The 25,422-nt window shown below is 61.5% G+C and carries 20 protein-coding genes; 11 read left to right on the top strand and 9 right to left on the bottom strand.

Features of this window, described 5'->3' with window-relative positions:
* A complete protein-coding gene (locus JTP94_RS03870) occupies window positions 1-1,839 on the bottom strand; it encodes a hypothetical protein (RefSeq protein WP_204849231.1) in 1,839 nt (612 codons plus the stop codon).
* Between the two features lie 239 nt (window positions 1,840-2,078).
* On the opposite strand from JTP94_RS03870, the gene JTP94_RS03865 reads away from it, so the two are divergent.
* Complete coding sequence (locus JTP94_RS03865) at window positions 2,079-3,092, top strand: glycosyltransferase (protein ID WP_204849230.1); 1,014 nt, start codon at window positions 2,079-2,081, stop codon at window positions 3,090-3,092.
* The gene (locus JTP94_RS03860) at window positions 3,089-3,475 is read left to right on the top strand and encodes a GtrA family protein (protein ID WP_204849229.1); all 387 of its coding nucleotides are present in this window, start codon (window positions 3,089-3,091) and stop codon (window positions 3,473-3,475) included. Before JTP94_RS03865 ends, JTP94_RS03860 begins: the two co-directional genes overlap by 4 nt.
* A 9-nt stretch (window positions 3,476-3,484) precedes the next feature.
* Here JTP94_RS03860 and JTP94_RS03855 read toward each other — a convergent pair whose 3' ends face one another.
* Window positions 3,485-4,471, bottom strand: a complete 987-nt coding sequence (locus tag JTP94_RS03855) for a Gfo/Idh/MocA family protein (protein ID WP_204849228.1) — start codon at window positions 4,469-4,471, stop codon at window positions 3,485-3,487.
* A 274-nt stretch (window positions 4,472-4,745) separates the two neighbouring features.
* Between JTP94_RS03855 and JTP94_RS03850 the strand changes: the two genes are divergently transcribed.
* Window positions 4,746-5,696 carry an aldo/keto reductase gene (locus JTP94_RS03850; RefSeq protein ID WP_204849227.1) on the top strand — a complete coding sequence of 317 codons (951 nt, stop codon included), beginning with the start codon at window positions 4,746-4,748 and terminating at the stop codon, window positions 5,694-5,696.
* A 15-nt stretch (window positions 5,697-5,711) separates the two neighbouring features.
* Window positions 5,712-6,155 (top strand): GNAT family N-acetyltransferase, encoded by a 444-nt coding sequence (locus tag JTP94_RS03845; protein ID WP_204849226.1) that lies wholly within the window; start codon window positions 5,712-5,714, stop codon window positions 6,153-6,155.
* Here JTP94_RS03845 and JTP94_RS03840 read toward each other — a convergent pair.
* Window positions 6,145-6,762: a hypothetical protein gene (locus JTP94_RS03840; RefSeq protein ID WP_204849225.1), complete on the bottom strand. Its 618-nt coding sequence runs from the start codon at window positions 6,760-6,762 to the stop codon at window positions 6,145-6,147. The genes JTP94_RS03845 and JTP94_RS03840 overlap by 11 nt on opposite strands.
* Window positions 6,763-6,912: 150 nt before the next feature.
* Between JTP94_RS03840 and JTP94_RS03835 the strand changes: the two genes are divergently transcribed.
* Entirely contained in the window at window positions 6,913-7,407 is a 495-nt protein-coding gene (locus JTP94_RS03835; RefSeq protein WP_204849224.1) for a ferritin-like domain-containing protein, read from the top strand.
* 49 nt (window positions 7,408-7,456) lie between these two features.
* Here the strand turns inward: JTP94_RS03835 and JTP94_RS03830 are convergent, their stop codons facing one another.
* Window positions 7,457-8,347 carry a LysR family transcriptional regulator gene (locus tag JTP94_RS03830; protein WP_204849223.1) on the bottom strand — a complete coding sequence of 297 codons (891 nt, stop codon included), beginning with the start codon at window positions 8,345-8,347 and terminating at the stop codon, window positions 7,457-7,459.
* 131 nt (window positions 8,348-8,478) lie between these two features.
* On the opposite strand from JTP94_RS03830, the gene JTP94_RS03825 reads away from it, so the two are divergent.
* The 4 genes from JTP94_RS03825 (at window position 8,479) to JTP94_RS03810 (ending at window position 17,788) form a co-directional block, all read left to right on the top strand.
* On the top strand, window positions 8,479-9,474 hold the full coding sequence (locus JTP94_RS03825; RefSeq protein WP_204849222.1) for an aldo/keto reductase: 996 nt from the start codon (window positions 8,479-8,481) through the stop codon (window positions 9,472-9,474).
* Window positions 9,475-9,725: 251 nt separating this feature from the next.
* Window positions 9,726-15,239, top strand: a complete 5,514-nt coding sequence (locus tag JTP94_RS03820) for an alpha-2-macroglobulin family protein (RefSeq protein ID WP_204849221.1) — start codon at window positions 9,726-9,728, stop codon at window positions 15,237-15,239.
* Between the two features lie 8 nt (window positions 15,240-15,247).
* Complete coding sequence (pbpC, locus tag JTP94_RS03815; RefSeq protein ID WP_204849220.1) at window positions 15,248-17,335, top strand: penicillin-binding protein 1C; 2,088 nt, start codon at window positions 15,248-15,250, stop codon at window positions 17,333-17,335.
* Between the two features lie 93 nt (window positions 17,336-17,428).
* Window positions 17,429-17,788 carry a nuclear transport factor 2 family protein gene (locus tag JTP94_RS03810; RefSeq protein ID WP_034514153.1) on the top strand — a complete coding sequence of 120 codons (360 nt, stop codon included), beginning with the start codon at window positions 17,429-17,431 and terminating at the stop codon, window positions 17,786-17,788.
* A gap of 272 nt (window positions 17,789-18,060) precedes the next feature.
* On the opposite strand, the gene pheT is transcribed toward JTP94_RS03810, so the two are convergent.
* The 5 genes from pheT to infC all read right to left on the bottom strand — a co-directional run bounded on the left by pheT (window position 18,061) and on the right by infC (window position 23,415).
* Window positions 18,061-20,484 carry a phenylalanine--tRNA ligase subunit beta gene (gene pheT, locus JTP94_RS03805; RefSeq protein ID WP_204849219.1) on the bottom strand — a complete coding sequence of 808 codons (2,424 nt, stop codon included), beginning with the start codon at window positions 20,482-20,484 and terminating at the stop codon, window positions 18,061-18,063.
* Between the two features lie 15 nt (window positions 20,485-20,499).
* The gene (gene pheS, locus JTP94_RS03800) at window positions 20,500-21,582 is read right to left on the bottom strand and encodes a phenylalanine--tRNA ligase subunit alpha (RefSeq protein ID WP_204849218.1); all 1,083 of its coding nucleotides are present in this window, start codon (window positions 21,580-21,582) and stop codon (window positions 20,500-20,502) included.
* Between the two features lie 329 nt (window positions 21,583-21,911).
* Window positions 21,912-22,316, bottom strand: a complete 405-nt coding sequence (rplT, locus tag JTP94_RS03795) for a 50S ribosomal protein L20 (protein WP_034514157.1) — start codon at window positions 22,314-22,316, stop codon at window positions 21,912-21,914.
* A 37-nt stretch (window positions 22,317-22,353) separates the two neighbouring features.
* The gene (gene rpmI, locus JTP94_RS03790) at window positions 22,354-22,557 is read right to left on the bottom strand and encodes a 50S ribosomal protein L35 (RefSeq protein WP_003544621.1); all 204 of its coding nucleotides are present in this window, start codon (window positions 22,555-22,557) and stop codon (window positions 22,354-22,356) included.
* Window positions 22,558-22,878: 321 nt separating this feature from the next.
* On the bottom strand, window positions 22,879-23,415 hold the full coding sequence (gene infC, locus JTP94_RS03785) for a translation initiation factor IF-3 (protein ID WP_173411338.1): 537 nt from the start codon (window positions 23,413-23,415) through the stop codon (window positions 22,879-22,881).
* A gap of 279 nt (window positions 23,416-23,694) precedes the next feature.
* Between infC and JTP94_RS03780 the strand changes: the two genes are divergently transcribed.
* Together JTP94_RS03780 and JTP94_RS03775 are read left to right on the top strand one after the other, a co-directional pair.
* The gene (locus JTP94_RS03780) at window positions 23,695-24,507 is read left to right on the top strand and encodes a carboxylesterase (RefSeq protein WP_204849217.1); all 813 of its coding nucleotides are present in this window, start codon (window positions 23,695-23,697) and stop codon (window positions 24,505-24,507) included.
* 236 nt (window positions 24,508-24,743) lie between these two features.
* Window positions 24,744-25,343 (top strand): transglutaminase-like cysteine peptidase, encoded by a 600-nt coding sequence (locus JTP94_RS03775; protein ID WP_037197180.1) that lies wholly within the window; start codon window positions 24,744-24,746, stop codon window positions 25,341-25,343.
* The last annotated feature ends 79 nt before the right edge of the window (window positions 25,344-25,422 follow it).

The raw sequence follows: 25,422 nt of genomic DNA, 5'->3' as shown, positions 1-25,422 counted from the left end.
TCACTCCTGCGGCTTGAACCGGAAGAACTGCACATCCGATTTGGTCGGCGTGGGAATGGGCTCGAGATAAGCGGGCACATGGCCCGCGCCCAGCTGAGCATAGAGTCCCCGAGGTTTCAGTTCAGACAGCGTCTGTACCTGCGGATCACCCTTGCAGAATGCGACCAGCGTCACATGCGCGTCGCGCAGAAGCGCTTCCGCCTGCTGCGGCTCCGCAAGGCCGATATGCAGTTCGGCCAGCATCCCATCCGGATCACGATGATAGGGGCCGGACAACGTGCGATGCGGCGTGAAGCGCAGCAGCGGTGCACCCATGTTGGATGCGGCGGCTATGACCCCGGGCTGAAGGTTAGCAATCGGCGCCAGAGCTTCCTTTGAAGCGCAATTCGACGTCTCTTCGGCCTTGGCGGGTGAGGCGACGGTAAAGCTGCTGACGATGCCTTTATCTGCAAGCGCGCCACCGACGGCCCAGACGGCCGGCGCAGAAATCAAGGCCGTGACCACATAGAAGAAGGCTGCGCCCACATCCTCGGTATCGGCCGCCGAGATACGGCGCAGTTCGGCGAGCAACAATGCCAGCGGCGGAATGGCGAGCAGATTGGAAAATTCCGCGCCGCGGACCTGCACGAGCGTGATCGCCCAATTGACGGCGACCAAGGCCATCAGGATCGCATGCAAACGGGCGCGTTCACCGCGCAGCACGCGGAACGCGCAAACAAGCATCGCCAGCAAGCCCGTCGCGTAGAACGCACCGAGCCCGTCCGGCGTTGTGCGAGCGATCGAGAAGATTGACTGCGCCTCGGTCACCTTGCTCAGCCAGAGCTCCACCAGCATGGGGTCCAGATCGGCAAGCGGATTGCGCAGGCATTGCGGGGCGATCGCAACGGTCGTGGCTAAGACTGCTGCACCATTGGCCGCCAGCACGACCATGCGCCAGGGCCGGGACAGGCGGCTGGCGAAGAGTGCAGACAGGAGGAGCCCGACGCAGCCGACGCTGATGATGCCATAAAAGCCGAGCGAGAGATTGTCGCAGGTGACCATCGAATAGAGGCGCGGCGCCACCAGCGAAAAGAAAGCGGCACTGACGGCAATCGTCAGCGTCAGGGCAAAGGCCCGCGCGGCAGGCACAAAGACAGCACCATCCCAGGCCCATAAACAGGCGATCGCCATGCAGGCGACCGCCACGAAGGGCGTCGTCTCCGCACCGATACCGAGCTGGATGGCAAGGGCGACGGCAGCGATGGCGAAATTGCGGGGCTTGTAGCTTTCGTCGGCCAGCATGGCGACCGCAAGGGCGACGAGGCCGAGCTGAACATTGTCGTGATCGATGGATCCCGGCACGAAACGGCCTGAGGTCAGAACAAACAGCGATGTCAGGATCAGCGAAAAATGCATGCCTTCGACACCGCCGATGCGGCGGCCCGCGAGGCCCATGAAGGCCATCAGCGGCAGCACGAGCATGAGCGGCCAGACGGTCAACGCCGCCGCCTCCGCGCCTTCCGGCGAGAAGAACAGCCGGAAGAAGAGAATGAGGCTCGCGATCGGCAGATCGATGAAGCGCGACCAATGCATCAACGTTCCGCCGTCAAGGCCGAGGCGGTATTGCATCATGTCGAACCAGCCCTGACCACCCAGGAAATCTCGCACTTCGACAAGACGCATGGCGTCGTCATTGTCGGGGCCGACATAGTCCGTGAGGTGGCGATGAATGACCAGTTGGGCGACGATGATGACGACGGTATAGATCAATGGCACAAGGACAGGATGCGACCAGCGCAACAATGCTTTCCTCTCTGCCGCCGCAGCTGCTTCAGGCGGCATTGCCAGCGTCTGTGCCATGTCGATAAACCCTGTATTTGAAGGACATTCGGGGCTTTACGCTAATCGCTGTGCATCAAGAAAAAGTAAAGCGCATGCACGCGGCGGCATCCATCACGACAATGTTCCCAGCAAGGACGACATCCCGCCATTTTTCCTTCGCAACCATAGGGTCTTATTAACAGCCAACGGGCTAAGCTCTCGTCCGGATCGTCCATCGGGCCTCAACTTGAAATCACGCGTAGGAACCGGCCAAGACCATGTGGAATGAGAAGCTGAACATCGCCGTTCTTCTGCCCTGTTACAACGAAGCCGCTACGATCGGCGATGTCGTTCGCGGCTTTCGCCAGGCGTTGCCGGATGCCGGCATCTATGTCTACGACAACAACTCGACCGACGGCACGGCGCTGCATGCCATGCTCGCGGGCGCGACTGTGGTGCGCGAGCGGAGGCAAGGCAAAGGGCACGTCGTGCGGCGCATGTTCGCCGACATCGACGCCGATATCTATGTCATGGCCGACGGCGACGGCACCTATGCGCCCGAAGACGCCGAAGAGCTCATCCGCACGCTGCTGACGGAAGGCGCCGACATGGTCGTCGGCACTCGCCGCAACGTTCACAACGACGCCGGTCGCCAGGGCCACGCCTTCGGCAACCGCATCTTCAATTGGCTGTACCGTACGATCTTCGGCGCGGATTTCACCGACATCTTCTCCGGCTACCGCGCCTTCTCCCGCCGTTTCGTCAAGAGCTTCCCCGCCGTGTCGGGCGGTTTCGAGATCGAGACGGAGATGTCGGTTCATGCCTCGCGGCTGAAGCTGCCCGTCAGCGAGCTGGAACTCGATTACGGCCGGCGGCCGGAAGGCTCGCACTCGAAACTCTCCACTTTCCGTGACGGCTGGAAGATCCTCTGGATGTTCGCGATGCTGATGAAGGAAACGCGGCCTTTCGTCTTCTTCGGCATTCTCGGCGTCATTTCCATGGAATTGAGTATCGGCTTCTCGATCCCGGTCCTCGTCGAGTATTTCGAAACCGGCTTCGTGACGCGCATGCCGACCTGGGTACTCTCCATGGCGCTGATGATGATTTCCTTCATGCTGTTCACGGCCGGACTAATACTCGATTCCGTCGCCCGTGCCCGCGCAGAACAGCTGCGCATCCACTATATGAGCTTGGCCAAGCCGTCATCCCGCCAGATCGGAGACGACAGGCCGGTCTATATGGCGGAACTCGAAAAGCCGGCGAGCCGGAAGAAAAGGGCAAAGGCCGCATGAAGAAGCTCTTTCGCTTCCTGTTGGCTGGCAGCGTCGGCTTTGTGGTCGATGCGGGCGTGCTGCATTTGCTGCTTTGGTTCACGCCCTTCGGCCCTTTCATCGGCCGGGCGATATCGATACCGAGCGCGCTGCTCGCCACGTGGGTCCTCAACCGCAATTTCACCTTCGGCCGTTCCGACCGCTCGCTGGCGGCCGAAGGCTTCCGCTACGGCTCGGTCGGCCTGACCTCGGCAATGCTGAACTATGCCGTGTTCAGCTCGCTCCTGGTGGCCGAGCCGAGCTTGCGGCCGATCATTGCACTGACGCTGGCATCGGCGGCGGCGACTGCGTTCAGCTTCTTCGGCTATTCACGCTTCGTCTTCCGCCACCGGCAAAATCCCTGAGACGCTCGTTCAGACCGGCTCCCAGCCATCCTTCTCGCTGGCGCGATAGATGGCGTCGATGACCTTCTGATTGAGCTTCGAGCTTTCCAGCGATACGATCTCCGCGCCCTGGCCCAGCGCGGCCGAGGCAAAGGCTTCGACCTCGCGCCGGTATTGGCGGCTGTCGGGGAAACGGAAGATCTGCGATTCCGTGTGGCCACGATTGGTCAGCTCCAGCTCTTCGGCGCCGTAACGATCGGCGTTGAAGGGCGATTTCACCTCGATGAAGCCTTCCGTACCGTGGAAGACCATGACCTGGCGATTGGCCATCTGCGTCGAGATGTAGAAGGACATTTCAAAATCGCCGAAATCAGCCTTGACGCTGGAATAGATGTCGGTGCCGAATTCCGCGTCGCGCTCGGTCACTGCCTGGATGCGCAGGGGTTCGCGGCCGGTGACGAAACGGGTGCTGATGGTCGGATAGACGCCGATATCGGGAAGGCCACCGCCGCCCAGCGCCGGAATATTGCGCATGTTGCCGGCATCGCGGTTGAAATAGGTGAAGGCGCCCTGGATATGGCGCAAGCGGCCGATGGCGCCATCGGCCAGAAGCGAACGGACCTTCCGCCAGACGGGAGTATAGGTGACCATGTAAGCTTCGGTAACCAGCACCTTGTTGCGGTCGCGGGCAGCGATCAGGCTGTCGATTTCATCCGCCTTGAGCGCGATCGGCTTTTCGCAAAGCACATGCTTGCCGGCATCGGCGGCCTTGATCGTCCATTCGACATGCTGCGACGTGGGCAACGGAATGTAGACCGCATCGATGGTGTCGGAAGCGAGCATTTCCTCATAGGAACCGAAGGCATGCGGCACCGAGAAACGATCCGCCATCTGCCGGGCGCGAGCAAGATCGCGGCTGGCGATCGCCGTGACAACACAATTCTCCGCATCCTGAATGGCTGGTACCACCAGGTCGCGGCCGATCTTGGCCGTCGATAGAATTCCGAAACGCAACATGATCTTTCTCCTGAAACGCAACATCCGAAGCGCAGGCCGCGCCGTCCGGACCGGTAAGTTTGAAGGTAGAGCAAACGACTCGACGCCGTGGCAACGGTGGCGACCTTAAGCGGCGACCGCCGTGGGCGCAACGCTGTTCCCGCAAGACATCTTCGCCGATGAATAAAGAAATCGTTAGTGGAATTTCGCCGGTCGTGGAGATAACCTGCAACAGCATTTCCCCTCCGCGCCTCTACCGCGCCGGCTTCCTGCTCAAACGATTTGGAGAGATATCATGGACATGCGCAAGCTTGGAAGAACCGATCTTTTTGTTGCCCCCATCGTTTTCGGCGGCAATGTCTTTGGCTGGACAGCCGATGAGAAGACCTCCTACGCACTGCTCGACGCTTTCTTCGACGCCGGCTTCAACACGATCGACACAGCTGATGTCTATTCGCGCTGGGTTCCCGGCAACAAGGGCGGCGATTCCGAGGAGATCATCGGCAAATGGCTGAAGCAGGGTCGCGTCGCCCGCGACAAGGCCATCATCATCACCAAGGTCGGCTCCGAAATGGGGCCGGGCAAGAAGGGTCTCAAGGCGAACTATATCGTGGAGGCGGTCGATGCCTCGCTGAAGCGGCTGCAGACCGACTATATCGATCTCTACCTGTCGCACTGGCCAGACCCGGAAACGCCGCATGAGGAATCACTCGGCGCCTATGCCAAGCTGAAGGAACAGGGCAAGATCCGCCATGTCGGCTGCTCCAACCTCGATGCAACGCAGCTTCAAGCCTCGCTGGACGCCGCCACCAAGGCCGGCCTGCCGCGCTACGACGTGCTGCAGCCGGAATATAACCTCTATGCGCGCGACAGCTTCGAAGGTGCGCTCGCGGATCTCTGCGTGAAGGAAGACATTGGCGTCATCACCTATTTCAGCCTCGCCGCCGGCTTCCTGACCGGCAAATACCGCACCAAGGCGGATACTGAGGGTCGGGCACGCGAAAACCGGGTAGCGGCCTATCTCGACGACAAGGGTCTTCGCATTCTCGCAGCCCTCGACAAGGTTTCCGCCGAAACCGGCTCGAAGCCGGCCGAGGGCGCGCTCGCCTGGCTCTTGCGCAAGCGCGGCGTCACGGCCCCCATCGCCAGCGCCACTAGCCTTGGCCAGCTCGACGCGCTAATCAATTCGGCAAAGCTCTCCCTTTCCGATGAAGCCATGCGCCTGCTCGACGAAGCGGGCGCCTAAGCAAGGGCCAACTAGATGACCGTGACGATCCGTGACGCCAGACCCGAGGACGAAAAGCGCTGGCGCGCGCTCTGGGACGGCTATCTCGCGTTCTACGGCGTCACCATCGCGCCTGATATCACCGATGCGACATGGCGCCGGGTCTTCGATCCGGCGTCGGCGATCTTCATGCGCGTGGCCGAAGTCGACGGTGAGGTGAAGGGTTTCACGCTCTGCATCACGCATGAGGGCACATGGGTCCGCGCACCGGATTGCTACCTCGAAGATCTGTTCGTCGACGAAAGCGCTAGGGGTCACGGTGTCGGTCGGGCGCTGCTGGATGATCTCGTCGCGCTCTGCAAGAAAAACGGCTGGGTGCGCCTCTACTGGCATACGGACGAAACCAACGCGACCGCCCGCAAACTTTACGACACCTATGTCGAGAGCGACGGGCACATACGTTATCGCATCAACATCTGAGCTTCGGAAAACCCTCGTAAAGGGCAGAATGATCGCCCTCCCAGTTCGCCATGCCCGGCTTGGTCAACATGCCGCGCGGGCTGACATAGCTCTGGATGGTCCGCATCGGCCGCTCGTGCCACTGGATATTGAAGGCCCAGAGCTTCGGGAAGAAGCACAGCGAAGCGTAAGGCAGATGATCGTGGATCCACCACGCGAGCTTCTGCCAATCACCCTCGCGGCTGTGATGGTCGATCAGCCAGGGTACGGCGATGCAGACGGCCGCACCCGTGCAGCCATCAAGATCGCGCATGTCCCAGATATGATGCGCGGCGGTATGGGCATTGGTTGAGCAATTCAGCCCGTTCCTGTTGCCGAAGGCATTGACATCAGGCGCGCGATAGCCGGAGCGGATATGCAGCCGGCCGAAGGTCATCTCCAGCGGCTCCAGCAATTCCTCGCATAGCCTTCGACCCGCCTCGATCGCCAGATCGGGATCGTCGGGGATGTTGGGGATGCGATGGAAATCGGCGATTTCCGAATGCAGGAAATCCCGGAAGAAGAAGTTCTTAGACAGTCTGACGCGACCAAGCTCCTCCAAGCCCTTCATCGACCCCGGCTTTTTCATCGGCAACGCCTCCTATTCCCTATGGTCGCTTCAACATTCCGTCTTTTCCAAAACTTCGCCACCCGAATTTTTTCGGAACAATAGCGCTGCCGTTCCCTTGTAAGAGGGTCACCGTCAGTGACTCCCGCCCCAAAAACAAGGATGGAAACCATGTCCAAGGACAAGACGCTGGAAGACCTTTTTTACGATACACTGCAGGACATCTACTATGCCGAACGGAAGATCCTGAAGGCGCTGCCGAAGATGGCGCGCGCGGCTCAATCCCCCGAATTGAAGGCAGGCTTCGAAAAGCACCTTGAGGAAACTGAAGGGCAGGTCGAGCGCCTGGAGCAGATTTTCGAGCTGATGGGCAAACGCGCCAAAGGCAAGACCTGCGACGCGATCGAAGGGATACTCGCCGAAGGCGAAGAGATCATCGAGGAATTCAAGGGAACACACGCCCTCGATGCCGGCCTCATCTCCTCTGCACAAGCCGTAGAGCATTATGAAATGGCCCGCTACGGCTCACTGAAGACCTGGGCGCAAACGCTCGGTCTCAAGGAGGCTGTCGGCCTGCTCGACCAGACGCTGCAGCAGGAAACCAACACCGACAAGGCTCTGACCAAGATTGCAAACAGCAGCGTCAATCAGAAGGCAGCCGCCTGAATTGCGACACCCGAAAAGCGGCCGGACCATCCGGCCGCTTCCTTCTGCGTCATCCGGTGTGTTTGAAGAAATCGATGAAGGCTCTGAGCGCCGGGCGCATCTGGCGGCGGCTCGGGTAATAGATGCAGAAGCCCGGATAGGGCGGGCACCAATCCTCGAGCACGCGGATCAGGCTGCCGTCCTCTAGTTCCTGTTTCACGCGGATGTCGAACAGATAGGAGAGGCCCGCGCCATTGACCGCCGCCAGAACCGCGAGCCGGTCCTCAATCACAATCAGAGGGCCATCAATGGCGACGATCAATTCGCGACCGTCCTTTTCGAATTCCCAGCGATAGATCGAGCCATCGGTGAAACGCCGCTTGATGCAGCGGTGATGCACGAGATCGCGCGGATGCAGCGGCTTCGGATTCCTCTCGAAATAGGCAGGGGAGCCGGCGATGACGGTTCGAATGTCCGGCGAGACCTTGACCGCGATCATGTCCCCCTCGATGCTCTCCTCCAGCCGAATGCCGGCATCGAAGCCCTCTTTGACGATATCGCTGAAGCCATCCTCGTTGGCGATCTCCAGGGTAATGTCAGGATAGGTGTTGAGAAAATCGCCGAGCCGCGGCGCCATCAAGAGGTCTGAGGCAAAGCGCGGGGCGGTGATGCGCAGAGTGCCGGCCGGGCGGCCACGGGTGGCGAGCGTATCCTCCAGCGCGATATCGATTTCCTCCAGTGCCGGTGCCAGCCTTTGCAGCAACGCCTGGCCTTCTTCCGTCGGCAGCACGCTGCGGGTGGTGCGCGCCAGCAGCCGCACGCCGAGGCTTTCCTCCAAACTGGAGACTGCATGGCTGACGGCCGACGGCGCGATCGACAGTTCCTTGCCGGCGGCGCGGAAGCTGCGATGGGCGGCGACGGCGGCAAAAACCGCGAGTTGAGAGAGCTGAGTTCTGTTCATTGAACTAAATAATAGAACAGCCTGTGAGAATTTGCATGGGTTTTCATTCATTATGCCGAGACTTAGTTTGAACCCCTCGGCCGGCCTTGATGGCCGCCGCCGATCCAACAAGATTCAAGAGGAACGCAATTATGAAAACCCGCAGGCTTGGCAAGGATCTCACCGTTTCCGCCGTCGGGCTCGGCTGCATGGGCATGAGTTTCGCCTATGGCGCAACTGACGACGACGAATCCGTCAAAACGCTCCATCGCGCCGTCGATCTCGGCGTGACCTTTTTCGATACCGCCGAAACCTATGGCCCCTTCACCAACGAGGAGCTGCTCGGCCGTGCCCTGAAGCCCGTTCGCGACCGCGTGGCCATCGCCACGAAATTCGGCTTCAAGCTCGACCCTCAGAAATCCGGCCTCGCCGCCATGGTCGGCGTCGACAGCCGTCCGGAGCATGTCAGAGAAGTCGCCGAGGCTTCCCTGAAGCGGCTCGGCACCGATGTCATCGACCTGTTCTATCAGCATCGCGTCGATCCGAACGTTCCGATCGAAGACACGGTCGGCGCCATGGCGGAGCTGGTGAGAGAGGGCAAGGTGCGGGCGCTTGGCCTTTCCGAAGCCAGTGCCGCCACCATCCGCCGCGCCCATGCGGTGCATCCGATCGCCGCCGTGCAGAGCGAATATTCGCTCTGGAGCCGAGATCCCGAGATAGAGGTGCTGGCCACTTGCCGCGAACACGGTATCGGTTTCGTGCCCTACAGTCCGCTCGGCCGCGGCTTCCTGACCGGCGCGATCCGCAAGACGGACGATCTCGCCCACGACGATTTCCGCCGCAACCTGCCGCGCTTCCAGGGCGAGAACTTCGACACCAATGCAGCCCTCGTCGCCAAGCTCGAATCCCTTGCGAAGGAAAAAGGCGTCACGGCGGCACAACTGGCGCTCGCATGGGTTCTGCATCAGGGCGACACCATCGTCCCGATCCCCGGCGCCCGCAAACTGCATCATCTCGAGCAGAATGCGGCGGCGGCCGATATCGTGCTTTCGCCGCGTGAAGTTGAGGAACTCGGCGCGATCATCCCGCTCGAAAGCGTTGCCGGCAAGCGGTATAGCGATGCCTCGCTGGCCATGACAAATATATGACGCGCAAGCTCTCATTTCTTTACGCAATGGCATCGGCCCGGCGGCCGGTGCCATTTTAGGGCTGAAAAGAAAAGTGAAGTGAAGCGACAGGACCACGGAGTCCCCAAAAGCGGCGGAATTGCCGCCTATTTGACACCACAGGGCGCATCGGCATGGTCGCAAACCCCACGCTCCCACTCGACGCTCGGTTGACAAACCACCCCGAAATTTTAAGGTGCGGCCAATCAAAACGGGCAGCGTTGGGAGGACTTATGTCTAAGCGCGCGTTTATCGGCTTCTCCGCTTTTCTTCTCGCCATCTTCACATCTCTGAGCCCCTCGGCGGCAGCTGATGTCAAGCGCCAGGTGGTCACCACCAAGGACGGCGATTACTTCGGCTTCGATCTGCGAACGGAGCAGAACGTGACGCTGGACCAATGCTCCGCGTCCTGTATCGGCGACAAGTCCTGCAAGGCCTTCACCTACAATCCCAAGGTGAAGTGGTGCTTCATGAAGTCCGACTTCAATCAGCTCAACAGTTTCCCGGGCGCCGTCGCCGGCAAGATCGTCGAAACCGCCGCAGCCAACGAGCCCGATATCGGCGCCGCACCCGCCCTTTCCTTCCTCTCAGACGACTTCGTTCAAAGCGCGCGCGATGCAAAGAGCACGCTGACGCTCGGCAGCGAACTGAAAGGGCAAGGCGTCGAGAGCCTGATTGCGCTCGGCCGCATCGAATTGACCTCCGGCAACGTCAACAATGCGCTGAATGCATTCCAGGGCGCGCTGTCGCTCAGCCCCGATAATGGCGATCTATGGATCGAAATGGCGCGCGCCGCCAACACGATTACGAACGATACGTCCGTTGCCACCAAAGCGGCCTATGCCGCGCTCAACGGCTACCAGCTGACCCGCACGACGAACAGCCGCGCCGATGCGCTGGCCGTTCTCGCCGAGTCGCTGAAGAACGCGCAGAACTATCGCCCGGCGCTCAACGCTTACAAGGCGAGCCTCGATCTCGTCAGCTCGCCCGCAGTTCAGGCGGCCTATGACGATCTGCGCGCTCGCCAGGGCTTCCGCATTACCGGCAACACGCTCGACAACGACAATGCATCACCGCGCGCCTGCGTACAATTCTCAGAAAAGCTGGTGAAGAGCGGCGTCGATTACACGCCGTTCGTCACCGTCAACGGAGCGGCACCGAAGGGCGTCGACGCCAAGGACAACCAGATCTGCGTCGAAGGCCTGGAATTCGGCCAGCATTATCGTATTTCGGTGCGCGCCGGCCTGCCCTCCTCCGTGGATGAAAACCTTGCCGCGCAGGTCAATGTCGACGTCTACGTCAAGGACCGCACGGCCTCGCTGCGCTTCACGGGCGACAATTTCGTGCTGCCCTCCACCGCACGGCGCGGCATCCCGATCGTCTCGGTCAATGCGACGACGGCCAATCTCAAGCTCTACCGCATCGGCGACCGCAACATTGCGCAGATCCTCAACAACTCGCAGTTCCTGACGCAGATGGACAGCTACAGCGCCCAGACCATCCAGGACACCAATGGCGAGCTGGTCTGGCAGGGCTCGATCGAGATCAAGCAGGAACTCAACAAGGACGTCGCGACCAGCTTCCCCGTCGATGAGGCGCTGCCTAAGCGTAAGCCCGGCGTCTATGTGCTGACGGCGGTTGCGCCCAACAGCGGCGGTCAGGAATGGGATCCGCAGGCGACGCAATGGTTCGTGGTGTCCGATATCGGCGTCACCACCTATGCCGGCACGGACGGCCTGAATGTCTTTGCCCGCTCGCTCGGCAGCGCCAAGCCGCTTGCCGGCGTGCAGCTGCAGCTGCTTGCCAAGAACAATGAAATCCTGGGCACCGCAAAGACGGACGATAACGGCCGCGCCACCTTCAGCGCCGGCCTGATGCGCGGCACGGCGGGCATGACGCCGGCCGTCATCACCGCGCAGAACGGCGACCAGGATTATGTCTTCCTCGACATGACGCGCGCCGGCTTCGATCTTTCCGACCGTGGCGTCGCGGGCAGAACCGCGCCCGGCGCGATCGACCTGCTGACATGGACGGAACGCGGCATCTACCGCGCCGGCGAGACGGTGCATGCCTCGGCGCTTGCCCGCGACGTCAGCTCGACGGCCGTCGAAAACCTGCCGCTCACCTTCGTCTTCCTGCGCCCCGATGGCGTCGAGGACCGCCGCATCGTCACCGATGGCGGCAAACTCGGCGGCTACAATGTCGACCTGCCGCTGCAGCAGACCTCCATGCGCGGCACCTGGACGATGAATATCTATACCGACCCGAAGGGCGCCTCCATCGGCTCGCAGACCTTCCTCGTCGACGACTTCGTGCCGGATCGCATCGAGTTCGACATGACGAGCGACGCCAAGGAGATCGAAGTCGGCCAGCCGACGCCTGTTAATGTCGACGGACGCTACCTCTATGGTGCGCCGGCCGCCGGCCTCAACCTCGAAGGCGAAGTAACCCTGAAGCCGACGCGCGAAAGCGCCGACTACGTGGGCTATCAGTTCGGCCTTGCCGATGAGGGCGCGGGCAAGGAAGACAATGACGGCGACAGCAGCAGCGGCGACAGCAAGGCCGAAAGCACGCAGGTGCCGCTCGAAGATCTGCAGGCGCTGGACGAAAACGGCAAGACCACCTTCGACGTCACCGTCAACGACACGCCTTCGACCACGCAGCTTCTGAACGCCAACATCACCGTGCGCATGCAGGAGGCCGGCGGCCGTGCCGTCGAGCGCTCCCTCACGCTGCCGGTCAAGGCCGACGGCTCGCGCATCGGCATCAAGCCGGAATTCGATGGCGATCTCGGCGAAAATTCCGTCGGCAACTTCCACGTCATCGCCATCGACGCGAATGGCCAGAAACAGGCGATGCAGGGCCTGACATGGAAGCTGCTCAGCATCGAGCGCGACTATCAATGGTATCGCGACGGCAATAGCTGGAAATACGAGCCGATCATGTCCACCAAGCAGGTGGCTGTCGGTACGGTGAATGCCACGACGGATGGCGCGGCAATTTCCATGCCCGTCACCTGGGGTCGCTACCGGCTGGAAGTTTCCACCGCCGATGCGAACGGGCCGGAATCCAGCGTCGAATTCAACGCCGGCTGGTATGTCGCCTCCACCTCGACGGAAACCCCGGATGCGCTGGAGATCGCGCTCGACAAGCAGAGCTACCATGTCGGCGATACCGCCAAGCTGAAGGTGACCTCGCGCTATGCCGGCCAGCTTATGGTGACGGCCGGTGCCGAGACGCTGATCTCGGTCACCAATGCCGATATCGGCGCCACTGGCGGTGAGGTCGACATTCCCGTGACCGCCGATTGGGGCGCCGGCACCTATCTGACCGCGACCCTGTTCCGGCCCGGCGAGGCTCAGGAAAGCCGCATGCCGATGCGCGCCATCGGCATCAAATGGGCACCCGTCGATCCCGGCGAGCGCAAGCTGCAGATCGCGCTCGACGCGCCACCGAAGACCTTGCCGCGCCAGCCATTGACCATCGGCATGCAGGTTTCCGGCGCCGGCGCCAATGAAGACGCCTATGTCACGGTTGCCACCGTCGACGTCGGCATCCTCAACCTGACGCACTACCAGCCGCCGGCACCGGACGACTGGTATTACGGTCAGCGTCAGCTCGGCCTCGAAATCCGCGACATCTACGGACGCCTTATCGACGGCTCGCTCGGCGCGACCGGCAAGCTGCGCACCGGCGGCGACGGCGGACAGGCGGCCTTGCAGGCGAGCCCCCCGACGGAAAAGCTGGTCGCCTTCTTCTCCGGCCCAGTCAAGCTGGATGCCAGCGGCAAGGCCAATGTCAGCTTCGACATACCGCAGTTCAACGGCACAGCGCGTCTGATGGCAGTCGCCTGGTCGAAATCAGGCGTCGGACATGCGACGCAGGATGTGATCATCCGCGATCCGCTCGTCGTCACCGCGAGCCTGCCGAAGTTCCTGGCTCCCGGGGATAAGGCCAATCTGCGGCTCGACGTCGCCAACACCGATGCGCCTGCCGGCGACTACACGCTTGCGGTCACGGGCAATAACGCCGTGAATGTGGATGCGAATGCCGCGCAGCAGAAGATCAACCTGCAGGCCGGCGGCAAATACAATATCACGCTGCCTCTGACAGGCGGACAGCCCGGTGCCGGTACGGTCGCGATCAAACTGTCGAATGCTTCGGGACTATCGCTCGATCAATCGGTCGATATCCCGGTTCGCCCGGCGCAGCTGCCGGTCACCGAGCGGCGTGTCATCGCGCTTGCGCCCGGCAAGAGCCTGACCGTCAATGCCGATCTGCTGGCCGACAGCGTGCTGCCAGGCGCCTCGGTCAGCGTTAATGTCAGCCGCTCCAGCGCCTTCGACGTGCCTGCCCTGCTGATGAGCCTCAGCCGCTACCCCTACGGCTGCGCCGAACAGACGGCCAGCAGCGCGCTGCCGCTGCTCTATTTCAGCGACATGGCGATCAAGAATGGCCTTGCCGACGACACGGAGATCCACAAGCGCGTCCAGGACGCGATCTATCGCGAAATGTCCTACCAATCGTCGACCGGCAGCTTCGGCCTCTGGGGGCCGGGCTCGGGCGATCTCTGGCTTGATGCCTACGTGACTGACTTCCTGACCCGCGCCCGCGAGCAGAAGTATATCGTGCCGGATCAGGCCATGGTGCAGGCGCTCGAAAATCTCCAGAATTCGCTGAGCGCCAACACCAACGTCAAGGATAACGGCAACGAGATCGCCTATGCGCTCTATGTGCTGGCGCGCAACAAGAAGGCCTCGATCAGCGATCTGCGCTACTATGCCGACACGATGTTGAACGATTTCCCGACGCCGCTGTCCAAGGCGCATCTGGCCGCGGCGCTGGCGCTTTACGGGGATGCCCAGCGCTCGCGCAACATCTTCGTGGATTCCCTGCAGATGTCACAGAAGGCGGCGATCACCAAGGTCAGCTTTGCCCGCTCCGACTACGGCTCGTCGCTGCGCGACGGTGCCGCGGTGTTGGCGCTTGCCGCCGAAAGCCGTCCCGTCCCACCGATCATTCCGGATCTGGCAAGCGTCGTTGGCAAGGAATGGCAGAGCCGGGGCTACACCAGCACCCAGGAACAGACCTGGATGCTGCTCGCTGCCCGAGCGCTGCAGAACGGCGACGACGGCCTGACGCTTGATGTCAACGGCGCTGCCCACTCCGGCACCTATATGGCGCAGATGAGCGGCGATGCCCTGATGGGCCATCCGCTGACCGTCACCAACACGACGCGCCAGCCGCTGTCTGCGGCCGTGACCACGGTTGCATCCCCGGTTGCTCCGCTGCCGGCCGGCGGCAATGGCTTCAAGATCGAGCGCAAGTACTACACGCTCGACGGCGAAGAGGCGAATGTCAGCCAGGCACAGCAGAACGAACGCTACGTCGTCGTGCTGCACGTGATCGGAGACAATGACTGGCCGCAGCGCCTGCTCGTGACCGATCTCCTGCCCGCGGGCTTTGAGATCGATAATCCGAGCATTGTCAGCAGTGCCCAGCTGTCGAACTTCGACTGGCTGAGCGATGTGCAGCCCGCCCATGTCGAATTCCGCAACGACCGCTTCGTCGCCGCCTTCGACCAGACTTACGGCGCCAACCGTGACCTGAGCTTTGCCTATGTCGTGCGCGCCGTCACACCCGGCATCTACGACCATCCGGCCGCAAGCGTCGAGGACATGTATCGTCCGCAATTCTCGGCCCGCACGGCGATGGGCCGCATGGAGGTGCTGGCCGCCCAGCAGTAAGCGCAGCCATGAAGGCACGATGGAAGATTGCGATTGGCCTTGGAGCCACCGCCCTGACGGTGGTGGCACTGGTTTTCGGCCTTAAAGCCGCGGACCGCGCCTTTCCGCCGCCGCTGGACAATGCCCGCATCGTCTCTGCCGAAGTACTCGACGCCAATGGCGATCTGCTACGTGCTTTCGCCACGCCCGAGGGGCGCTGGCGGCTGAAGACCGGAGTTTCCGACGTCGACCCGCAATATCTGCGCATGCTGGTCGCCTATGAGGACAGGCGCTTCTACGATCACCATGGCGTCGATCCGATGGCGATCGGCCGTGCCTTCCTGCAACTCGTCACCCATGGCCGCATCGTCTCCGGCGGCTCGACGCTTTCCATGCAGGTGGCGCGCCTGATCGAGCCGCGCAGCCAGCGGTCGATGACGGCGAAGCTTCTGCAGGTCGTCCGCGCCATCCAGATCGAGCGGCGGCTGAGCAAGGAGCAGATCCTCGGTCTCTATCTGACGCACGCGCCCTATGGCGGCAATCTTGAGGGCGTTCGGGCTGCGAGCCTTGCCTATTTCGGCAAGGAGCCGCGGCATCTGAGCGTTGCTCAGGCTGCCCTCTTGGTCGCCCTGCCGCAGCTGCCGGAAAAGCGCCGGCCGGACCGCAATCTTGCGACCGCGCAAGCCGCCCGACACCGCGTGCTCGAACGCGCCGCCGTCGCCGCCATCATTGGCGAGGGAGAAGCCGAACGCGCTGCCCTATCCCCCATACCGGCCAACCGGCGGCAGTTGCCGGCCTATGCGGCCCATCTGGCCGAACTGGCACTTAAGAAGCAGCCCAGCGTCATCCAGCATCGAACCACGCTGCGGCGCGATGTCCAGCAGGGGCTGGAGGCTGTCGCCGATGCGGCAGCAAAGCGGCTGGGGCCGAAGGTGTCGGTGGCCATGGTGATGGCCGATGCCCATACCGGCGACATCATCGGCGAGGTCGGCTCGGCCAATTACTTCGATTCCGGCCGCTCGGGCTGGATCGATATGACCCGCGTGCTGCGCTCTCCCGGCTCGACGCTGAAACCCTTCATCTATGGCCTGGCTTTCGAGCAGGGCTATGTGGCGCAGGAGACGATCATCGAGGATCGCCCGGCCGATTTCTACGGCTATCGTCCCCGTAACTTCGACATGACCTATCAGGGTGATGTGAGCGTGCGCCAGGCGCTGCAGCTGTCGCTCAATGTGCCCGCCGTGCGCCTGCTCGACGCTGTCGGACCGACGCGGCTGCTGGTGCGCTTCCGCCGTGCCGAGGTGAAGCCGAAGCTGCCGCCGAACGAAGCTCCGGGCCTTGCCATCGGCCTCGGCGGCGTCGGCATCACCCTCAAGGACCTCGTGCAGCTCTATGCCGGGCTTGCCAATCGCGGCAAGCCGATGCGGATCGGCGACGGCGTTCAGGACCAGCCGGGACCGATCGACAGCGAACCGCTGATGGAGCCGATCGCCGCCTGGAACATCACCGATATTCTTTCCGACATCATCGCGCCGCGCGGCAGCAAACAGCTCGGCATCGCCTACAAGACAGGCACCAGCTATGGCAACCGCGATGCATGGTCGATCGGCTATGATGGGGCACACGTGCTCGGCGTCTGGGTCGGCCGGCCGGACAACGGTGCGGTGCCGGGCCTGGCGGGCTATGTTTCGGCGGCACCCATCCTGTTCGAAGCCTTCGCCAAATCGGGCGTGGCCATCACGCCCTTCCCCTCGGCACCCATGGGCGCGGTGCGCATCTCCGCGACCGAACTGCCGATCAGCCAGCGGCGCTTTTCCGTCACCGCCGCCGGGCTGCTGTCGGCCTCGAACCGCGAGCCGGCGCCGCAGATCGTCTATCCGCCGGAAGGCGCGCGCGTCGATCTCGGCGCAAGCAATGGTGCTGACCAGATCACGCCGCTGGCATTGAAGCTGCAGGGCGGACGGGCGCCGTTCCGATGGCTCGCCAACGGCAAGCCGCTGCCGGATCTTTCGCGCCGCCGCACCAATCAATGGACGCCCGATGGCGCTGGATATTCGACGCTCACCGTCATCGACGCCGCCGGCCGTGCTGCCAGCGTGCGGGTTTTCGTCGAATAAGAGCTGTCAAATCATTGCGAGCAGGCCGTCGCATTTTTGCCAGTAGGCACCGCCTATGTTATCTTAGACATGACTCAAACGAGGAATGGCGAGATGTCGGAAGAGCAGGCAATCCGTGCGGTTGTTCACCTCTATGTCGATGGCATGGCATTCGCGAATGAGCCCGCGCTGCGAAAGGCGTTCCATCCGCGAGCTGATATCATCGGAAATTATCAAGGTGCTGTCGAATGGATGACGAGGGATGAATTCATCTCAGCGATCGTGGAGGAAGGCAGCGCTCCGCCCGGCACCATACCGTTTATGGAAATCGAGCTGATCGACATCGAGGGCGATGCGGCAAGCGTCAAGGTCGTCGACGAGTTCGCCGGCATGCGCTTTTCGGATTACCTGTCACTGCTGAAGATCGATGGGCGGTGGAGTGTGGTGAATAAGGTTTATCATCTGCATCGGTGAGCACTCGCCTCAAGGCCGCTCTTCTATGCCGTGCCTCTGATACCCCCCTCTGTCCCTTTCGGGACATCTCCCCCACAAGGGGGGAGATCGTTGGGAATTTGACACCCACCTTCGTGAAAACAGAGACTTCGGTTTCAGCAGATGCGATGTCAGCTTGAGGCAAAGAGGTGCCGCAAGCTACCAATCTCCCCCCTTGTGGGGGAGATGTCACGACAGTGACAGAGGGGGGTGCCGCACTATCAGCGAGCGCAAAGCTGCCGATAAGACGCGCCTCACCCTCTCAGCACGCCACCCGTCGTCTTCGTCACATTGGCGACGATCTTCTGCGTGAGCGCTTCGAAATCCTCGTCCGTCAGCGTACGTTCCGCAGGCTGGATCTGGACCTCGATGGCGATCGACTTCTTGCCTTCGCCGAGCGATGCACCTTCGAAAATGTCGAAGACGTTGACGCCGGTCACCAGCTTGCGGTCGGCGCCGACAGCGGCGCGCACGATGGCGCCGGCTTCCACCGACTTGTCGACCACGAAGGCGAAGTCGCGCTTGACCGCCTGGAACGGCGAAAGCTCCAGCGCCGGCTTGGTGCGGGTTGCCTTCTTCTTCGGCTCGGGCATGGCATCGACATAGACTTCGAAGCCGGCGAGAGCACCTGACACGTCGAGCGCTTCCAGCGTCTTCGGGTGGAATTCGCCGAAGTAGCCGAGCACGACCTTCGGGCCTATCTTGATGGTGCCGGAGCGGCCGGGGTGATACCAGGCGGGGCCGCCCTGCTCGATCTGGATATTGCTCATGGGCAGGCCGCAGGCTTCGATGACCGCCAGCGCATCGGCCTTGGCATCGAAGACGTCGACCGGTTTTCCGCCGCCCTTGGCGGCGTTCGACCACATGCGGCCGGCGCCGGCGAGCGTCGCCGTGCCACGGCGGATGCCGCCGGCAACGCGGCGCTGACCCTCGGGCGTGTCGTTCTCATAGGTGCCGGAAACTTCGAAGATCGCCACGTCGCCATAGCCCTTGTCGGCGTTGCGCTGGGCGGCCGAAAGCAAGCCCGGCAGCAGCGAGGGGCGCATGTCGGACATATCGGCGGCGATCGGGTTGGCGAGCTTCAATGCGTTGGAGCCGCCGCCGAAGAGCTTGGCCTGGTCTTCGGCGATGAACGACCAGGTGACGGCTTCCAGCATGCCGCGGGCAGCAAGCGCCCGCTTGGCAGAGCGGGTGCGGATCTGCAAGGTCGTCAGGATCTTGCCGTTGACGGCGGCGTGGCTGCTAAGCGGCTGCGGCTTGATGTTGTCGACGCCGTGGATGCGCATGATCTCCTCGACGAGATCGGCCTTACCGTCGATATCCGGACGCCAGGACGGAACGGCGACGGAAACGCGCTCGCCGGAGCCCGTGACCGAGAAGCCGAGCTTCGTCAGGATGGATTTGCTCTCTTCAGCCGAGACCTCAAGGCCGGTCAGGCGCTTGACTTCCGACAGCGGGAAATCGACGATCTTGGGCTCATAGCCCTTATAGCCCTCGACCTTGGCCTTGGCGGCCGTGCCGCCGCAGCAGGCAAGCACCAGCTCGGTGGTGCGCTCGAGGCCAGGAACCATATATTCGGGATCGGCGCCACGCTCGAAGCGATAGCGCGCATCGGTGATGATGCCGAGGCTGCGGCCGGACTTGGCGATGTTCATCGGGTCCCAGAGCGCCGACTCGATCAGCACATCCGTGGTGTTCTCGTCGCAGCCGGAATGCTCGCCGCCCATGATGCCGCCGATCGACTCGACGCCATTGTCATCGGCGATGACGACATTGCTCGGGTTCAGCTTGTATTCGCGCTCATCCAGCGCCAGCACGGTCTCGCCGTCCCTGGCGCGGCGCACCACGAGATTGCCCTTGACCTTGGCGGCGTCGAAAACGTGCATCGGCCGGCCCTGGTCGAAGGTCATGTAGTTGGTGATGTCGACCAGCGCGCTGATCGGGCGGAGGCCGATGGCGAGCAGCCGCTGCTGCATCCACTTCGGGCTCGGGCCGTTCTTGACGCCGCGCACGAGGCGAAGGGCAAAGCCGGGGCAAAGCCGGGTGTCGTCCAGCTCGATCTTCAAGTCGACGGGCGTTTCGCCTTCGACGGCAAAGGACGGCGTGGCGCGCGGCTTCAGCGTACCGAGGCCGGAGGCGGCGAGATCGCGGGCGATGCCGTAGACGCTGGTACAATCCGGGCGGTTCGGCGTCAGGTTGATCTCGATGATCGGATCGTCGAGGCCGGCATAGGTGGCAAAGCTGGTGCCGACAGGCGCATCATCGGGCAAGTCGATGATGCCGTCATGGCTGTCGGAGATTTGCAGCTCCTTTTCCGAGCACATCATGCCACGGCTCTCGACACCGCGGATGTTGCCGACGGCGAGCGTCACGTCGATACCGGGAACGTAAGTGCCCGGAGCTGCGAAAGCGCCGACGAGGCCGGCCCGCGCATTCGGCGCGCCGCAGACGACCTGAATCGGCGCACCACTGCCCGTATCGACCATCAGCACCTTGAGGCGATCCGCCTGGGGATGCTTTTCAGCCGACAGAACCTTGGCGATGACGAAGGGCTTGAACGCCGCCTTATCGTCGACATCCTCGACCTCCAGCCCGATCATCGTCAGGCGGGCGCAGATTTCGTCGAGCGTGGCATCCGTTTGCAGGTGCTCTTTCAGCCAGGAGAGTGTGAATTTCATCTGATCAATCCTTGCTTACGCGCTCAGGCCGCCGAACAAAGTCGGCATGTCGAGGGGGCGGAAGCCGTAATGGTTCATCCAGCGGACGTCGGCATTGAAGAAATCGCGCAGGTCCGGCATGCCATATTTCAGCATGGCGATGCGATCGAGGCCCATGCCCCAGGCGAAACCCTGATATTCATCCGGATCGAGGCCGCCATGGCGCAGCACGTTCGGGTGCACCATGCCGCAGCCGAGGATTTCCATCCAGTCGGTGCCCTCGCCGAACTTGACGATCGGGCCGGAGCGGTCGCACTGAATATCAACCTCGAAAGAGGGCTCGGTGAAGGGGAAGAAGGACGGGCGGAAGCGCATCGTCACATTATCGACTTCGAAGAACGTCTTGCAGAATTCTTCCAGCACCCAACGGATATTGGCGACGTTCGCCGTCTTGTCGATGACGAGGCCCTCGACCTGATGGAACATCGGCGAGTGCGTGGCGTCTGAATCCTGACGATAGGTCTTGCCGGGAATGATGATGCGGATCGGCGGCTTTTGCGCTTCCATGGTGCGGATCTGCACCGGCGAGGTGTGCGTGCGCAGCACCTTGCGCTCACCCTTCTCGTCCGGCTGGAAGAAGAAGGTGTCGTGCATCTCGCGGGCCGGATGTCCCTCGGGGAAGTTCAGCGCCGTGAAGTTATAGTAATCGGTCTCGACATCCGGGCCTTCGGCGATCGAGAAGCCCATGTCGCCGAAGATCGCGGTGATCTCATCGACGATCTGGCTGATCGGATGGATGCGGCCGCGCTCAGCCGGAGAAGAGCGCACCGGCAGGCTGACATCGACGGTCTCGGCCTTCAGCTTCGCGTCGATAGCGGCATCCTTCAACGCGCCCTTGCGGGCATTGATGGCGTCGGTGACGGAGTTCTTCAGCGCGTTGATTGCAGCACCCCGTGTCTGCCGCTCTTCCGGCGACATCGAGCCCAGCGTCTTCAACAGTTCCGAAACCGAGCCCTTCTTGCCGAGCGCGGCCACCCTGATCGCCTCGATCGACTGCTCGTCGGTCGCCGCGGCCACATCGGCCATGAGTTGGGTTTCAAGTGTTACGAGTTCCGTCATCTGATCCTGCCTTGCGGGCGGCGGGCTTGGAACGCCGCTCAGTCCGCGGAATAATGGATGAACGCCCACATCAGACAGCTTGTGGCAACGATGAGGCGCTGCAGATCACTACCCATGTGCAGGCGGCCAATCAACCGGGCAAATGACAAAAACCCGCCGAGAAAGCGGTCCTTGCCACTTGCCGCCCGATACACGATCCATTTCCCGGGGTTCCGCCCGACAGGACCGCCTGACACGATGGAAAAGCGTATGCTGCAAAACACAAAACCCGCGCCGGTTTTGCCAGCGCGGGTTTCATAATGAATTTACGAAAGACGTGCGAGGCAGCGTTAGCTAACGGCTGCTTCAAACTCGTTCTTCGTGCCGGCGTCCTTCAGGTACTCGAGCGCCTTCTTCGAGGCAGCAACGAGCGCGCCGAAAGCTTCCGGCTCATGGATCGCCATATCGGAGAGAACCTTGCGGTCGACTTCGATGCCAGCCTTGGTCAGGCCGTCGATGAAGCGGCCGTAGGTCAGGCCGGATTCGCGGACGGCAGCGTTGATGCGCTGGATCCAGAGGGCGCGGAAATTGCGCTTGTTGACCTTGCGGTCGCGGTAAGCGTACTGCTTGGAACGGTCGACAGCGGCCTTGGCGGTACGGATGGTGTTCTTGCGGCGGCCGTAGAAGCCACGAGCCTGCTTCAGAACCTTCTTATGCTTGGCGTGCGAGGTTACGCCTCTTTTTACACGTGCCATTTCATGATCTCCTTAGTCTATAGCGTTACGAATAGTCTTAGAGACCGTTCGGCAAGTAGTTCTTGATAACCTTACGGCCATCCGGTTCTGCGAGAACCATGGTGCCGCGGGCATCGCGAATGAACTTGTTGCTACGCTTGATCATGCCGTGGCGCTTGCCAGCAGCGGCTGCCTTGACCTTGCCGGTCGCGGTGATCTTGAACCGCTTCTTGGCAGAGGACTTCGTCTTCATCTTGGGCATTTTGCTACTCCTTCGATGCTTCCGTGCGCGCTTTGCTAAAAAGCCCTTCCCACAGATCCGGCTAGACCGGGCTGCGACAAGGTGCCGGAGCGTTTGTTGTTGAACGGCGGAGACGGTGATGAACCGATCCACCAGCATTCTGAACTGCCACGGCATGCCCTGCCGGTCAGTTCGGACGCGCGCTTATAACCGCAGTTGCCTCAGAGTGCAACGGGCCAGACGCGCGAATCTTTGCAGATCGATGACATCAATCGGCATTGCTGCAAAAAAGGAAAAAGCCGCCCAATGGGACGGCTCCGACCTCTTACTTCAACTTGCGCCTCACTTCGGCGCAAGCACCATCATCATCTGGCGGCCTTCGAGCTTGGGCTCGGCTTCCACCTTGGCGATCTCAATCGTGTCTTCCTTGACCTGCTGAAGAAGCTTCATGCCGAGTTCCTGGTGGGCCATTTCGCGGCCACGGAACTTCAAGGTCACCTTCACCTTGTCGCCTTCCTCGAAGAAACGGCCGATCGCCTTCATCTTCACCTCATAATCATGGGTGTCGATGTTCGGACGCATCTTGATTTCTTTGACTTCGACGATCTTCTGCTTCTTGCGCGCCTCGGCGGCCTTCTTCTGGTTAGCGTATTTCAGCTTGCCCAGATCGAGAATCTTGCACACAGGCGGTTCAGCATTGGGAGAAATCTCTACCAGATCGAGGCCGGCCTCCTCTGCCATTCTCAACGCCTGGTCCGTCGCGACGATGCCCATATTAGCGCCGTCAGCTCCAATGAGCTGAACTTTGGGAATGCGAATTTCCCTGTTGGAACGTGGCCCATCCTTTACGGGCGCATCGGTTTTAAAGGGTCTGCGAATGGTCGTATTCTCCACGAATTGTTTCGGATTAGCTGCAGCCTCTCGCTCCCATCAGCGCAACTGACGGAAATGTCGTAAAAGCTGTGTTGAAGTCAATAGCATGACACCAGGAAAAAATCACCTCTTGCGTGTCAATGCAGTATCACGGCAGCGCAAGATGCGCGAAGGACACAGTATTATTCCAAAATGAATTGGAAACCTGCGTGAAAAGCCCGACGATTTTTCGGGTCATGCGCGCGCGAATCTGCTCTATAGGGCAAAAATTCCGGGAGTTTCTTGATGTCCGAAGCAGCCGCAGGCACTCAGCCGACCTTCCTTCCCGTTGGCGCGGGCGACGGCCAGCGTCAAATCGCCATCTGCCAGCGTGCCGCCGGCAAGGGCGCGAAGGACGTAAGCTTCGTGTGGCTATCCGGCTATCGATCCGACATGAGCGGCGCCAAGGCGCTGGAACTGGATGCGCTGGCCGAGCGGCTCGGCCTCGGCTGCATCCGCTTCGACTATTCCGGCCACGGCCAATCCGGCGGCAAGTTCACCGACGGCACGATCTCGCGCTGGCTGGAAGAGGCGCTTGATGTCATAGAGCATATCAAGCCGAAACGGATCGTCCTCGTCGGCTCGTCGATGGGCGGCTGGATCGCGCTCAGAGCGATCCAGGAATTGCGCAAGCGCCCAACGGCGCCCACGATCGAGGGCCTCGTGCTGATTGCGCCCGCCCCGGATTTCACCGTGGATCTCATCGAACCCAATCTTTCCGATGTCGAGCGGCGCTCGCTGGCAGAGCGCGGCTATTTCGAAGAGCCGTCGGACTATAGTCCCGAGCCGAACATCTTCACCCGCGCCCTCATCGAGGACGGCCGCGCCAATCGCGTGCTGACCGGCATCATCGAGACCGGCTGTCCGGTCCACATCCTGCAGGGGATGCAGGACGCCGACGTACCCTTTGCCCATTCGTTAAAGCTGGTCGAGCACCTGCCTGCCGACGACGTGGTGTTAACACTTGTGCGCGACGGCGATCACCGCCTGTCACGACCGCAGGATCTGGAGCGCATGCTGGCAGCAGCGGAGACGCTCGCAATGCATAATATGGCATAAAATCAAATGGATATCATCTCACTAGATTGATGAACGGCCCCGCGCCGTGGCAGATTGGCTTGGCACTTCCGTAATCACAGGAGGCATAAGATTATGGCAACTACCTCCTTGATTGTGCCGAAATTAACCATACAGGCCGGTTCCGACGTTAACACTTAAGTAACGATTGACTTCGCACGCCCCCCTACATTAACAATTTGTTAACAAATGCAGGGACGATACAAGGAATAGTGGGCGTGCGTATTAAGGGCCTTTTGGTTGCTTTCGCTGCTATAGTTGCGATGTCATCGTCGGCGATGCCGGCGTCTCAGCAGACCGCGTCGATGACCGTCGGCAACGTCACTTCCCAGCCTATCGGGCACTATGATTTCTGCCAGAGGCACACCGACGAGTGCGGCCCAACCCGCAATGTCGGCCCGGTCGACTTGAATGCCGCCTCTTGGGCGCTAGTCAACCAGATCAACCTGCGCGTCAACAAGACCATCCGGCCGGCAACCGACATGGAAGTCTACGGCCAGGAAGAATATTGGGAATATCCGAAGACCGCCGGCGACTGCGAGGATTTTGCGCTGTTGAAGCGCAGGCTGCTAATGCAGAGCGGTATCTCCGCCTCCGACCTGCTAATGACCGTCGTGCGCAAGCCCGACGGCGAAGGCCATGCCGTGCTGACGCTGCGCACGAAGCAGGGCGACTATATCCTCGACAATCTCGAGGACGAGATAAAGATCTGGTCCAAGACCCCCTACTCCTACCTGAAGCGTCAGGCGAGCTTCAACGCCGGTCGCTGGGTCACCATCGAGAACGGCAACGACGTTCTGGTCGGCGCCGTCAAGTAAGCACCGAAATCATCGAACTTGAAAAGAAGGCCGGCAAATTTGCCGGCCTTCTTTGTTCAGTGGTTCAGGAAAGCTGGGC

Origin of the sequence: Martinezella lusitana (assembly GCF_016901135.1) — a bacterium.
GTDB lineage: Bacteria > Pseudomonadota > Alphaproteobacteria > Rhizobiales > Rhizobiaceae > Rhizobium > Rhizobium lusitanum_D.
The sequence above is the reverse complement of the archived record's forward strand: the minus strand, read 5'-3'. Positions and strand labels throughout refer to the sequence as shown.